Genomic DNA, 13,270 nt, shown 5'->3' with positions numbered 1-13,270 from the left:
ATTAGTCAGCAATTTTGAATACTATTTTACTCCCGTTTTTACTGAATTTCAGGTTAAAAGTTCTGGCGATTACGGTCAGGATATCTTCAAGGGATTCATCTTTAAACGTAGTGCTCATCGGCAGATTTTTAATGTCAGCAGTCTGGAAAGAGATATGAACTTCATATGCCTCCTCAAGTATTGCCGCAAGTTTCCATAAAGGAGTTCCATTCGCAATGAACAGCTTGCTGCGATAATAATTATATAACAAATCTGTATGTTTTTCTTTTCGCAAATGCAGGTCTCCATCATGTATCAATATACTTTCAGCAGGTGTCAATACGAGTTGTTCATGGTTTTTATTCACACTCACTTTGCCAGATTCAACAATCACCTCCGTTTGTCCATCCTTTACTTTTACATTAAATGCAGTACCTACAACTTTTATTCTGATGCCGTTGGCAAGAACAAAAAATGGCTTTTTATTGTCATGGCTGACCTGAAAGAAAGCCTCTCCTTTATCTAAGTGCACTGTTCTGGTATGCTCAGCGAAAGATTCAGGGTATTTTAAAATAGAATTCTTATTCAGGATGACGATGGATCCGTCAGCTAACAAGGTAGTGTCGGTTTTGGCTGTTGTGCTCGCTGTCAGTTCATTACTGTCTTTTGTGCGGATTTGCACAGTAAAAAACCAGATCATGAGTGGAATACCCACCAGCACTGCCGCAACTTTAATCCAGTCTTGCAGGGAATAAGATTGCTTGATCGGAACACTAATGAGCGTTTTCTGAGCCGCCGCTTTTTCTTTAAACCTCAGTAATGATTGTGCAGCTTCAGATGAAGGATGAGCAGGTACTGCCGTATAACTCAGGTTCCAGATGAGCTGTAGGTTATCTAGTTCTTTCTGACTGTTGATGTCCTGCTTAGACCAATCTTCAACGCGAAGTTTTTCTTCAGCAGAAGTTTCGTTTGTGACGTAATGAATTAATAAATCTATATCCATCTTCATTTATTTAAGAACCAAAAAAATAGCAGAGGCAGATAGTCCTCTAATTGTATTCTAAGCTTTTTCAAAGCTTTTACCATATGTTTTTCTACTGTATTTACAGAGATATTTAGCGTAAGGGCGATCTCTTTGTATTTCAGCTCATCATATCTGCTCAGTTGAAAAACTGTTCTGCACTGCTCAGGTAAAAGTTTCAGTGCTTCAGCGACGGCATGCTTCAGTTCCTGATGTCGTAAATTACCGGCAGGCTCTTCAAGTTGTTCTCCGATTGTTTCTTTCTGAAAGGAAGTTTCTATGTGCTGATGTTTGATGTAATTCATACATTCATTGTAGATAGAGCGATATAGATAAGCTTTCAAGTTTGTTGATCTGATCAGATTGTCCGCGTTTTCCATCAGCTTCAGAAAGACATTATGCACCATATCTTCAGCAATAACATTATCTTTAACAATGGTATGAGCATATCTGCTTAAAGCAGGATAGTGCTGCAGATATAGTTCATCAAAGTCTGCCGGATCGCCCGGCCGCTTTGTTTCATCCATCATTTGTTCTCCATTTAAATGCCCGATTAATTTCTCTTTAATTCTAAGACAACCAAAATAAGGTTTACCGCCACTGGTTCCAGAAATAAATTTTATGAGGATGTGGCAGCAGGCTTGACTGATAAGACCAGTAACCAGAGCCTGAAACGAAAATATGCCCCTAAACAACAAATCCCGGCGGTAAGGCCAGGATCTGTGATGTGCGGTTGGACGGAATATTAATTCCGGCTTTCCTGAATTTTTTTAATCATCGTCAGGTGTGTCTGTACTACCGGAGCAGTTTTAGTAGCAAAAGCTTTCAGGTCGGTGTCTTTACCGTCTTTACCTTCGTCCTGCATCAGTTTAAGTGTTTTCTCATGGCCGTCTACCATCGCATCTACGTAGGCCTTGTCAAAATCAGTTCCTGTTTTTGTTTTTAGCTCATCCATCTTTTTCTGATGTTCTTCATCTACAGTTGCCGGAAGAGTAATGTTCTTCACCTTTGCCAGCGTCATTAACTCTTCATTTGCTTTTCCATGGTCATTCACCATCATTTCTGCAAATGCCTTGATCTTAGGACTGGATGATTTTTCAAGGGCCAGTTTACCTAAGGCAACTTCTGCCATGCCGCCTACAGCAGCTTTTGTAGCAAATTCAGCATCAGCAGGAGCAACAGCAATCCCACCTGTAGCTGCCGCATTAGAGGTAGTGTCTTTGGTTTTGTTCAGACTATCCGCCGTGTCTTTAGCATCTTTCGTGCTGTTGTTGCATCCCTGGAAGGCAAAAGCTGTTGCCGAGATCGCAAGTACATAAATTAATTTTTTCATCTGTTTATAATTTTGTTTTAAATGTTTATGAAGCGATCATGATCCTGGCAATTCCATAACATCATGATGTTTTCCTTTGGTTAGATTTTGCTTTATAACAATTTTCGGTTCAAAAGGTTTATCCCCAAATTCAATAAAAAGGCATTTCATGTAATTTTTTTTGCTGCAGACCTTCGGTAATATTTCAGTTACGCTACTACTAGCTAAATTCATCATATTAAAAATATGCCATATCGTAAAATTCTATTTGTTTTTCTCTTCAGCACACTTTCTATTTACTCTTATGCTCAAACCTTAGCCGGTATATCCGGACTCGTGAAAGAGGATAATGAAATAATAGCGGGTGCTTCGATCCAACTGAAAGGTACCAAAAATGGTGCTACCTCTAATGAAAGAGGGTATTATGAAATTAAAAACGTCGCTCCCGGGACCTATACTATGGTTATTTCCTATCTGGGATATCTTAAACAATCCAAACAGGTTACATTGAAGGCTAATCAGCAGTTGGATGTTAACTTTTCTCTGCAAAAGGATGAACAGCAGCTGAACAATGTAGCGATTAACGGGAAAACGAAAGTCCAGCAAGTAAAGGAATCCGGATTTGCGGTAAATTCAATCGACACCAAAAAATTCGCTAATACTACTGCCGACCTTAACCAGATCCTGAACAGGAGTACCGGTATCAGGATCCGCGAGCAGGGGGGACTGGGGTCTGATTTCAAATTCTCGATCAATGGATTATCTGGAAAACAGGTAAAGTTTTTCATTGATGGTATTCCGCTGGAAGTAATGGGATCGGCCATGTCACTGAACAATATCCCTGTAAACCTGGCCGAGCGATTGGAAGTTTATAAAGGAGTAGTTCCTGTACAGCTGGGTGCTGATGCAATGGGCGGTGCCGTTAATGTGGTAACCAACCAAAAGATCAGTAATTATCTTGATGCGAGTCACAGTTATGGTTCTTTTAATACAAACAGGTCTGCACTTACAGGACAGTTTGTCGATAAAAAAACAGGCTTAATCGTAAAGGGAAGTGGTTTCCTGAACTCGTCTGACAATAATTACAAGATGAAAGGGGTAGAAATTCTGGAAGGGGGTACCCGTGAGGGAGATCAGATCACTGACCTGAACGGTGCCAGTTTTGTGACTACAGATGCGAGACGTTTTCATGATAATTACAGATCTGCAATGGGGCAGGTGGAAGTAGGAGTGATCAATAAAAAATGGGCAGACGTACTCTTTGCAGGATTTGGTTATAATGAAGGTCGCCAGGACCTGCAGACCGGTTTCGACCAGAACGTGGTTTACGGTGGTATTACCAGAAAGAGTAAGGCCCTTAACGGATCAATCCGCTATAAAAAAGATAACCTGTTTACAGAAGGGCTGAGCCTAAGTCTCTTTGCAGCAAGATCGAAAGACACTTATACAACAGCGGATACCTTGTACCGTCAGTATTACTGGGATGGGAGCTGGACGACCAAAGGATATACTGAACTGGGCTCAGTTAAAACTGTAGCCAATATCATCAGACCAAGGACTTATGCACTGGCAAATTTAAGCTATGCCATCAACAAACAGCACTCACTGAATCTGAACTATACCAACGATCATCTTAAGAATGAAAGTTATAATGAACTGCTGGTTGACCATGATGAGATGCCTGGCCGTATGAATAAACAAATCGTTGGTCTTGCTTATCAGCAGGATCTTCTGGACCAAAAGCTGGTCAATACCCTGTTTGCCAAATACTATCATCTCGGCTTAAACAGAACCAAATATGTGAACAATGTCAATACGCTGCTGGATACTACCTTCAGTAATTATGGTTATGGTCTGGCCTCGAGGTATAAGATCCTGCCGGATTTAGGGATTAAAGCTTCTTACGAACATGCTTACCGCTTGCAGGAAGCGGAAGAGATGTTTGGAGACGGTTTGAATATACAGGCCAATCCGGATTTAAAACCAGAACGCAGTGATAACCTGAATTTAGGTGCTTATTATACCTTGCGTATTGGAAAGCACAATTTCTATATTGAAGCAGCCGGCTTTTACCGCAATGCGAAAGATTTTATTTTCCCTATTCCTGATGAGCATACAAAGTTTATCAAAAATGCAAATATGTCTAACGTCCGTGTTACCGGGATGGAAAGTGAGCTGAGGTATGGATACGCTAATCTGCTTTCCTTCAACGTCAATGTCACCTATCAAAATGCGATCAATACTACTCAATTTGGTAAAGAGAATTCGGTAAACAATGAAATCACCTACCTGTCCAAAATCCCTAATCAGCCCTGGTTATTCGGGAATGCTGATTTCAGTATAGGTCAGGATAATCTTCTTGGAAAAGATACGCGTTTACAGTTTAACTGGTTCACCCAATATGTAAACTGGTTTTATCTGACCTGGGCAGGACTGGCCAATCCAAATGGCAAATCATATGTGCCTACCCAATACGTCCACAATGCTTCGCTGAGTTATTCGCTTGAAAATGGCAAGTATAATCTTTCTGCCGAATGCAGGAATTTAACAGATAACAATGCCTATGATAATTTCAGACAACAGAAACCGGGACGTTCATTCGCACTAAAATTCAGATACTTCATTCAATAATTCAAGCTTTTCATCTATAAATATTAATCATCAAATACATGAATAAATTATTCTGTTATACAACGAAAATACTGCTGATCACATTTATGCTATTTTCTATCAGTGGCTGTGAGAAAAGAAAGGAAGGAAAAGTGGAAGAAAATACGCCCTATTCGGCTATTCTTTGTGTAGGCAGCTGGCCTAATACCGCCTATTATATTGCTGGTATTTCCTCTCTGACCAGCGGAACAATCAGTGTTAAAGGTAACGGCGCAGAAATGACCGGTAAAGTGTACGCACAAGATGTGATCCAGCGTAACGGCTTTTATTTTCACGCTAATTTTAGCAGCGGCCGTCTGGGTAAATATCACGTAGACAATGGTGCGCTGGTAATCGATAAAGAGATTCCATTTACCTGGTTAAACTGGAGTTCTTATACCTGGGTTGATGAAAACACACTGATTATTTTCGGTGATGGAAATAATGAAGCACGGTATGCCATCATCAAAACAGATAAGATGACGATAACTACAGGCAAACTTAACCTGAATCCTATCCCTGCCGGAATGGATGTGTATAGCATTGGTTTTGCTGAATACAGGGCAGGAAAACTATATATAGGTTATGGTTACGGATCTACAGATTTTACGAAGTATCCCGATAACATGGCAGTCTATAAGCAAGCCGCTGTAGCTGTAGTGAGTTATCCGGCAATGACGGTTAATCAGTCTGTGACAGATTCAAGAACGACCGGTGCCGGCGGACCTACGGTATATGCGCCGGTGTCTTTCATAGATGAAAGTGGCGACCTGTATTTTGCGAGTGATCCGGTAAATGCTTATGATTATCAGTCTCCATCTGTTATCTATCGTATTAAAAGCGGTACCGATGTTATTGACCCTACTTATTATTTCAACTACTCTGCAGCTACAAACAATGAGATGATCCCGGCCATGTGGTATATTGGTAACGGGAAAGCTATCGTGCGATCACGAGTTGCAGGCAAATCAATAGACGCTGATCATTACTTTTCGATTATCGATGTGAAAACGGGGGGCTTTGTGAAGAGACTTGATCTTCCCGCAGATAAAGGAGAACGCATGGTCAATGCGGTAATTATGGAGGATGGCAAAGCATTTATCATGGTAAATGCCGCTGATAAAGATTATATCTGGCAATATGATCCCCTAACCGGGGCGCTGACCAGGGGCGCTGAATTTATTGGCGGGATAGACTACATCCTGAGGATCGAGAAATTAAAATAATACACCAGGATTTTTTACACTAAATCAATCTTCATTATGCATAAAAAAACCGGATCTGATCCGGTTTTTTTATGCATAATGAAGATTGATTTATATTTTAACGGCCAGGCTCAGCATATACTGACGTGGCATTTGCGGTGCGATATTGCCAATGCCCGACCAGTATTTTTCATTACCAAGGTTGTTCACTCTGAAACCAAACGAATATTTAGCTTTATCGTAAGATAGCTTGGCATTGAAAAGTTTATAATCCGGGATAATGATTGCACCATCCGGATTCAGGTTTACTGCCAGCGTTTCTCCTACATAATTTCCTCCGAAACCAATACTCAAGCCATTTAACGGCGTTGTTTCATTAAAGTGATAATGCAGCCAGAAATTGAATTGGTGTTCAGGTCCGGAACCTGCAGGGCGTAAGCCTTCTACCAGGGCATCGGATTTCACCATCTTGCTCTTGTTATACGCATAACCCAAAATAATATTCAGTTCCGGGATCGGGTTGCCTAATACTTCTGCTTCAAAACCACGACTCACCTGAGTACCGTCCTGGACCTGATATAAGGGATGCAGATAATCCTGACGTACGACATGGTTTACCCTGATATCATAGTAACTCAATGTACTGGTAAAATGACCATCAAAAAAGCTGGTTTTAACACCTGTTTCCCATTGCAGGGCCTGCTCAGGAACGAAACCATTCTGATCAAAACTATAATCATCTTTATTGGTGAAACTGGTTTGATAATTACCAAACACGGACACTTTATCTTTGACCGGCTGGTAAATCAATCCGAATTTTGGAGAAAAAGCTGTCTGTTTGTAGCCATTTACCAATTGATTTTTAGTGCCATCATAACGACCCTTGTTCTCGAAACGGTCTACCCGGATTCCCGCAGAAGCAATCAGCTGGTCGGTAATGTTCAGTACATTGTTGATATAAGAGCTGTAAACGCTTTGTTCAACGCTATAATCGTCAGGTGCGCCAGGACTCTTCTGCAGCATAGCATCCAGACTTGCTTTGTTGAAATTATAATACGTTGGTGTATCTCCCGAAATGGCAATCTGATCAAACATATTAGCCAGTGGAATACCAAATAAACTGCCGCTAAAAGTTCTGTAAAGAGAAACAGTTTTATTGTGATAATAATCAAATCCTATCACAGTTCTGTTGCGCAGGTTACCTATTTTGTAATCGCCAACAAAATTTTGCTGAATTTGCTGAGTTTCCACACTGGAATTACTCGTTCTGCCAGTTCTTGAAAAATCGTCGGCACCTGGCGTTCCATAACCCGGGCTGCCAGCCATTAAAGTTCTGACAAGTGTTTTTATTTCATTTGGAACCAGAATCAGGTTGACATTATAACCACTGGAAGTGCCGGAGCCAGCAATGGCTGAAGTAATGGATTCCCATTGGTCATTTATTTTGTAATGTACTTCGGCATTTAAAGTTAGTGAATTCAGTTTACTGGTAAAGTCGTTTGAAATATAGGAGCGGTATGGATCGATATTAAAATCTTTAATATTGTTTGATCCGAAAGTTTGCAGAATGGTAGTCGGTGCAGCGGCAAGAATAGCACTCAATGCTGGTTCTCTTACACCAAAAGCTGGTAAAATTGCTGGTAAATAGCCGTTTACAAAACTTGGGCCTAAGGTGAAGTTGATTCCTCCGCCCATTCCGCCTTCATCCGTATGGCTGATTTCTGCGTTCAGATTGATTTTCACTTTGTCGGATAGTTTGTAAGTAAAAGCTGGTGCAACAAAAACGCCTTTGCTAAAGGCACCATTATCCTGAAAGGTACCGCGGTTCTGTACCGCCACATTCACCCTGGAGAGAAATGATTTATCCGCATTGAGCGGTGTATTTAAATCCACACTCATACGGCGGAATCCGTAGTTCCCACTGGAAATATCTACAGCGCCGCCAGCTGTTTCATAAGGTTTTTTAGTCACACGGTTGATCAGTCCCCCATAAGAACTGATAATATTGCCAAACAAGGTAGCTGACGGGCCTTTGATGACCTCAATCTTTTCCAGATTGGCTATATCTGAGCTTGTAGCCATAGTAATGGCCAGCCCATTCATTGCCCGTACTTTTGTTTGAAAACCGCGACTGACGAAGGAAATTCCTCCATAGTCAATCGTATTTCCGTAGGTATTGAAGCTGGAAGTAATCCCGGTTACATTTCTCAGCGCATCCTCCAGGTTGTATACCTTTTGCTGCACGATCAGTGCATTCGTTATGCCGGTATATACCTGTGCATTTTCGATGTTAGCCAGGGGCATTTTGCTTACATATTCGCTGCTGCTGGTGACTACAGGTTTATTACCCGTTACTGTTACTTCATCAAGATCCCTGAGACTGGATTGAGCGCTTAGGTTAAACTCCAGCTGCATCCCGTTTTTGAGTTCGACATCTTTGCTGATTCTTTTAAAACCCAGTCCCGAAAATATCAAAGTATACTTTCCCGCTGGAATATTGCTCAATTGATAATAGCCTACCGCATTTGTGGAGGTGCTGTATTTGGTGCCTTTTAAGGATACTGTTGCGGATTCCAGCGGTTGTCCGTCCGGCGTTAGGATCCTGCCGCTAATGGTTGATGCATGCTGTGCATTTGCATGGATTGCAAACAAGAACATGCATAAGAGGAGTAAATGTTTCTTCATAATTTTTAAGAATTTTAATTGGATGTCTGTGATGATAAATGGTTTTATCATGCTGGAAAATAGATTCATTTCCTGGGAAAGCGCAGGTTAATTCATTTCTTTAGATTAATTCTAAACAAAGAAACGCAGACGGATTGTTTAATCCAAATTGTTTTTAATAATTCTTAATAAATTTAATGTGACAAGTTGATCAATAACTCATAATTACCAGGTTTGGGATCAAATCATATCGTTTTTTTAGAAAAACATCAATACCGTTCCAGGCTGCTTTCATCATGTTTTTTTTCTAACCAGCTGATTGTAGCAGATGATAATTGCAATGATTACGATTAGTGCAGGAAAGAATACAATATAGCTGAGACTCATGTTTAATCAGGAAAGAAAAATGGTTAGCTATTTTGTGTGTAATACAAGATATTGTTCGACCAACAAGAAATCACACATTTCATGCATGTTTTTGTTATCATTTAAAACATAGCTTATGGGCCTTCTATCTATAAATCCATTAAACGGAGATAAAATACAGGAATATAATGAAGATGCAGCAGTTGATATCAATAACAAGATTGAGCAGACGCACCAAAGCTGGCTGAAATATCAGCTGACGGGTTATGCGCAGAGGGCAGCATTATTACGGCGGTTAGCTGAAATACTTACTTATAAAAAAGAAGAACTGGCTAAGCTGATGGGACTGGAAATGGGAAAACCATTTAAACAGGGCATGGCAGAAATAGTGAAGTGCGCTGCGGTTTGTGTGTATTACGCAGAAAAGGGTGAACAATTTCTGGCAGATCAGTATATCACTACTGATGCAACAAAAAGTTATGTGAGCTTCAGACCAATAGGGGTGGTGCTGGCGATTATGCCCTGGAATTTTCCTTTCTGGCAGGTTTTTCGCTTTTTGGCCCCAGCATTAATGGCAGGGAATTGCGGAATTTTAAAACACTCCTCGAATGTTACGGGTTGTGCCCTGGCTATCCAGGAATTGGTGAAAGAAGCAGGTTTTCAAGGTGATGTGTTTACCACTCTGCTCTGTAAGAGTAACGCGATTTCGGATGTTATAGCGCATCCGCTGGTTAAAGCCGTCACTCTTACGGGTAGTACTGCTGCAGGAAAAGAGGTAGCGGCGCAGGCGGGGAAGTCGCTCAAGAAAACGGTGCTTGAACTGGGTGGCAGTGATCCGTATTTAATCCTGAAAGATGCCGATGTGCCGATGGCAGCGAAAATCTGTGCCGAAGCAAGGTTGATCAATAATGGGCAGAGTTGTATTGCCGCCAAGCGTTTTGTTGTAGTGAAGGAAGTGGAAGAGGAGTTTACGCGATTATTCAAAGCCAACATGGAACGTAAAATTACAGGTGACCCATTTGATAATCTAACTGACCTGGGACCCATGGCAAGGGCAGATCTACGGGACGAGTTACATCAGCAGGTTTTAAAATGTATAGGCCAGGGAGCCAAATGTATTTTAGGCGGTAATATTCCCGAAGCTGAAGGAGAACATGCTTTTTATCAGCCTACTATACTTACCGGAGTAAAAAAAGGAATGCTGGCCTACCATGAGGAAATCTTTGGACCGGTAGCAGCCATCATTACTGCACAGGATGCAAATGATGCGATAAGGATAGCTAATGATACAGACTTCGGATTGGGAGCTGCTGTATTTTCTCAAAATATAACACTTGCAGAGAGTATTGCCAGAAATAAACTTTCAGCAGGTTCCTGTTTTGTCAACGCTGGTGTAAAATCAGATCAGGCATTGCCTTTTGGGGGGATTAACCAGTCGGGATACGGTCGCGAACTAGGCATGTTTGGTATCCACGAATTTGTGAATATCAAAACAGTATATATCAGCTGATAAATTTTAATGATTTAAGGTGTTAAATTTAGGTGATTAAAAGCAGCTGCTTCCAAAAAAGCTGATTACCCCTTTTTTCACATTTACCTACTGCATAGTAGTGCGCACATCATTACCCAACCCATTCAGAATAGATTATCGTGATTTAAGTTGGTGCTCGTATACGAGGATGGGAGGAAACATGTCATTGGAAAAGTATTGAAATTAGTTTACACCGATATTGAAACTATATGTGATAAGAGTTTGGTAAGTGTTTGATAAGGGTTTGGTAAGCCTAAAAGGCTTACCAAACCCTTATCAAACACTTACCAATGATTAACTAAAGATTTATTAAACAGCTTTTTATACTAATTTTATTTCAAGTCAACACTTGTTTCTTAATTAAGTATCCTGTATCTTGTATTGAGCAAAGGGAGTGTTACACTTAAACTTTTTGTTATGGGAATTAATAATGGCGGTCCGGGCGGACCGAGTATAGGTAAAAATAAGAATTATGTTTCATATTTTCGTATGGGACAATATATCACCAGAACTATTGGTGAAATCACCTCATGGACTGAACCGCAATATGAGAATCAAATGAGGATGGGTTTAACTACAGCCTTTCTTAAGCCTGTAAAGCAATTTACAGATGTGGGATTTAGATATTGCCCTAAGCCAAAATCTACTTGGGGTGCTTATACTATGGCTTTGTCACTTAATCGTAAAGCAATAACTACAGGAATATATCCGGATCTGGACATCGATTTTTCTAAAGCTATTCTGAGTATGGGTGATTTGCCTGTCCCTAAAAATGCGGAAGTTAATCTGACCGATAGTATTATAAAATTTTCCTGGTCAGCAGAGCTGGAACATGCGAAGGCCGACGAATCGGACAGGGTGATGTGTGTCGCTTATTTTCCGGAAAACGGACAGGCACTAACAGTTTTAAGTGGCGCAAAGAGAACAGAAGAGGAGCAAACGATAGTGCTCCCTTCATTCACAGAAGAAATGGTCATTGAAACCTATATCTGTTATATTTCAGAAGACGGTAAAAGGGTTTCCAACAGTGTTTATACAGGACAGCTCCATTGGAGCAAAAGTTAGAAATTATGGCTAGAGTTGCAAAAATAGGTTCTTTAGGTAATCTTAGGGGCAAAGTAGGTGAGGGAGTGGCCAGTAAATGGCGTAGTTTGACAGTCATAAAAAGTCTGCCGGCTAAAAGAACTAAAAAGCAGCGAAAAAAAAGATTGAGTCAGCAATTGAGTCTGCCTCTGGTATCTGGTTTCCTTGGGAACTTTGTTCATGAAATAAAAATTGGCTTTCACAATAAACAAGCGAAATTACCGCCATTTCAGGCCGCTGTTAAATATAATTATGAGCGGGCATTGCTGGGAACCTCCCCTGATTTCAGTATAGATTATAAAAAGGTTGTTTTCAGTTTAGGCGATCGGGAGATTGCCTGGGCAGGAAAAGTTGTTGCCGAAGGTAATGGGGCAAGGATAAGCTGGGAAATACCACAAACTTCAAAAATCAAATTAATCGGGGAGGATATAGCAAATCTGGTGATCTTTAATGCTACAAAAGATCTTCGTCCGGGTTATGAGTGGCAGCTGAGTACAAGGGCAGATCTTTCATTTTATATTCGCATCCAAAGAGGTTCCTGGGGAGATCATTTACATTTCTGGCTGTTTTTTACTTCCCCTGACGGTAAGACCAGGTCCAACTCTCAATATATGGGATCAATAGGATCATAACCTGTTAAATCCGGTTATTTACAGTACCAATCGGTAAAACTTCCCTTCCGTACATTTCATTCAACAGATTTGCGATGCCTGTATAAATTGCAGATGCACCACAGATGATGCCTTCATAACCTGCAATATGTTTGATGGTAGGATTGCCGGTAACATCACCTGCAACCAGCAGAAAAAACAACAGCGTTAAAGAAGCAAATACAAACTGCAGGGCACGGTTAAGTTTTAAGGTGCCGAAAAATAGCAGGAAAGTAAATACACCCCACATGCTCAGGTAAGCGATCATTGCTGCATTTGATGGAGCTGCTGCCCAGCCCATTTTAGGTAATACCCATAAGCCAACAAGTGACAACCAGAAAAATCCGTAAGAGGTAAAAGCGGTCAGACCAAAGGTATTGTTCTTTTTTGCCTCGATGATTCCGGCAATGACCTGCGCAAGTCCGCCATAAAATATGCCCATAGCCAGAATCATGGAATTCTGTTCAAAAAAGCCGGCATTATGTATATTCAGTAAGATTGTCGTCATGCCAAAAGCACATAGACCAAGGGGAGCAGGGTTTGCAGTAGTATCCATCATACAAATAATTTGGTTAGCAGCAATTTACATTGCTTTCTGTTTAGTTATGAGCTAAAATAAATCTTCTTCAAGATCAGGGTATTAAGGTAGGGAATTTATCAGCATATTAAATTAATTTTTCTTAATTGACCGATTTTAACACTTTTTAACATTTATAACCTATATTTCTCTGGTAAGAGACAGATCAACTGTTTAAGTTTGCTTAACAAAAAAATATAGGATTTAATGGAAGAATTGAAAAGTGATAATGA

The 13,270-nt window shown here is 40.6% G+C and carries 10 protein-coding genes; 5 read left to right on the top strand and 5 right to left on the bottom strand.

The window, feature by feature from the left end; genetic code table 11:
* Window position 1: 1 nt before the first annotated feature.
* The 3 genes from OQX62_RS15590 to OQX62_RS15580 form a co-directional block, all read right to left on the bottom strand.
* On the bottom strand, window positions 2-982 hold the full coding sequence (locus OQX62_RS15590; protein ID WP_265832526.1) for a FecR family protein: 981 nt from the start codon (window positions 980-982) through the stop codon (window positions 2-4).
* 2 nt (window positions 983-984) lie between these two features.
* Complete coding sequence (locus OQX62_RS15585) at window positions 985-1,530, bottom strand: RNA polymerase sigma-70 factor (RefSeq protein ID WP_265832525.1); 546 nt, start codon at window positions 1,528-1,530, stop codon at window positions 985-987.
* A 215-nt stretch (window positions 1,531-1,745) separates the two neighbouring features.
* Window positions 1,746-2,333 (bottom strand): DUF4142 domain-containing protein, encoded by a 588-nt coding sequence (locus OQX62_RS15580; protein WP_265832524.1) that lies wholly within the window; start codon window positions 2,331-2,333, stop codon window positions 1,746-1,748.
* A 225-nt stretch (window positions 2,334-2,558) separates the two neighbouring features.
* On the opposite strand from OQX62_RS15580, the gene OQX62_RS15575 reads away from it, so the two are divergent.
* Both OQX62_RS15575 and OQX62_RS15570 read left to right on the top strand, forming a co-directional pair.
* On the top strand, window positions 2,559-4,943 hold the full coding sequence (locus OQX62_RS15575; RefSeq protein WP_265832523.1) for a TonB-dependent receptor: 2,385 nt from the start codon (window positions 2,559-2,561) through the stop codon (window positions 4,941-4,943).
* 38 nt (window positions 4,944-4,981) lie between these two features.
* Window positions 4,982-6,187, top strand: a complete 1,206-nt coding sequence (locus OQX62_RS15570) for a DUF4374 domain-containing protein (protein WP_265832521.1) — start codon at window positions 4,982-4,984, stop codon at window positions 6,185-6,187.
* Between the two features lie 90 nt (window positions 6,188-6,277).
* On the opposite strand, the gene OQX62_RS15565 is transcribed toward OQX62_RS15570, so the two are convergent.
* Window positions 6,278-8,851, bottom strand: a complete 2,574-nt coding sequence (locus OQX62_RS15565) for a TonB-dependent receptor (RefSeq protein ID WP_265832520.1) — start codon at window positions 8,849-8,851, stop codon at window positions 6,278-6,280.
* A gap of 481 nt (window positions 8,852-9,332) precedes the next feature.
* On the opposite strand from OQX62_RS15565, the gene OQX62_RS15560 reads away from it, so the two are divergent.
* The 3 genes from OQX62_RS15560 (at window position 9,333) to OQX62_RS15550 (ending at window position 12,442) form a co-directional block, all read left to right on the top strand.
* Window positions 9,333-10,706 carry an NAD-dependent succinate-semialdehyde dehydrogenase gene (locus OQX62_RS15560; RefSeq protein ID WP_265832519.1) on the top strand — a complete coding sequence of 458 codons (1,374 nt, stop codon included), beginning with the start codon at window positions 9,333-9,335 and terminating at the stop codon, window positions 10,704-10,706.
* A 438-nt stretch (window positions 10,707-11,144) separates the two neighbouring features.
* The gene (locus OQX62_RS15555; protein WP_265832518.1) at window positions 11,145-11,792 is read left to right on the top strand and encodes a DUF6266 family protein; all 648 of its coding nucleotides are present in this window, start codon (window positions 11,145-11,147) and stop codon (window positions 11,790-11,792) included.
* Between the two features lie 5 nt (window positions 11,793-11,797).
* On the top strand, window positions 11,798-12,442 hold the full coding sequence (locus OQX62_RS15550; protein WP_265832517.1) for a DUF6266 family protein: 645 nt from the start codon (window positions 11,798-11,800) through the stop codon (window positions 12,440-12,442).
* Window positions 12,443-12,446: 4 nt separating this feature from the next.
* On the opposite strand, the gene OQX62_RS15545 is transcribed toward OQX62_RS15550, so the two are convergent.
* Entirely contained in the window at window positions 12,447-13,019 is a 573-nt protein-coding gene (locus OQX62_RS15545; protein ID WP_265832516.1) for an acetate uptake transporter, read from the bottom strand.
* Window positions 13,020-13,270: the final 251 nt, after the last annotated feature.

This window comes from Pedobacter sp. MR2016-24 (genome assembly GCF_026239655.1).
Lineage (GTDB): Bacteria > Bacteroidota > Bacteroidia > Sphingobacteriales > Sphingobacteriaceae > Pedobacter.
Note: the sequence above shows the minus strand (reverse complement) of the source record. Positions and strands in the feature narration are given on the sequence as shown.

Excerpts from the sequence above, each read along its gene's own strand:
- OQX62_RS15590 (WP_265832526.1), bottom strand. The coding sequence starts at position 982 with ATGGATATAGATTTATTAATTCATTACGTCACAAACGAAACTTCTGCT.
- OQX62_RS15585 (WP_265832525.1), bottom strand. The coding sequence starts at position 1,530 with ATGATGGATGAAACAAAGCGGCCGGGCGATCCGGCAGACTTTGATGAA.
- OQX62_RS15580 (WP_265832524.1), bottom strand. The coding sequence starts at position 2,333 with ATGAAAAAATTAATTTATGTACTTGCGATCTCGGCAACAGCTTTTGCC.
- OQX62_RS15575 (WP_265832523.1), top strand. The coding sequence starts at position 2,559 with ATGCCATATCGTAAAATTCTATTTGTTTTTCTCTTCAGCACACTTTCT.
- OQX62_RS15570 (WP_265832521.1), top strand. The coding sequence starts at position 4,982 with ATGAATAAATTATTCTGTTATACAACGAAAATACTGCTGATCACATTT.
- OQX62_RS15565 (WP_265832520.1), bottom strand. The coding sequence starts at position 8,851 with ATGAAGAAACATTTACTCCTCTTATGCATGTTCTTGTTTGCAATCCAT.
- OQX62_RS15560 (WP_265832519.1), top strand. The coding sequence starts at position 9,333 with ATGGGCCTTCTATCTATAAATCCATTAAACGGAGATAAAATACAGGAA.
- OQX62_RS15555 (WP_265832518.1), top strand. The coding sequence starts at position 11,145 with ATGGGAATTAATAATGGCGGTCCGGGCGGACCGAGTATAGGTAAAAAT.
- OQX62_RS15550 (WP_265832517.1), top strand. The coding sequence starts at position 11,798 with ATGGCTAGAGTTGCAAAAATAGGTTCTTTAGGTAATCTTAGGGGCAAA.
- OQX62_RS15545 (WP_265832516.1), bottom strand. The coding sequence starts at position 13,019 with ATGATGGATACTACTGCAAACCCTGCTCCCCTTGGTCTATGTGCTTTT.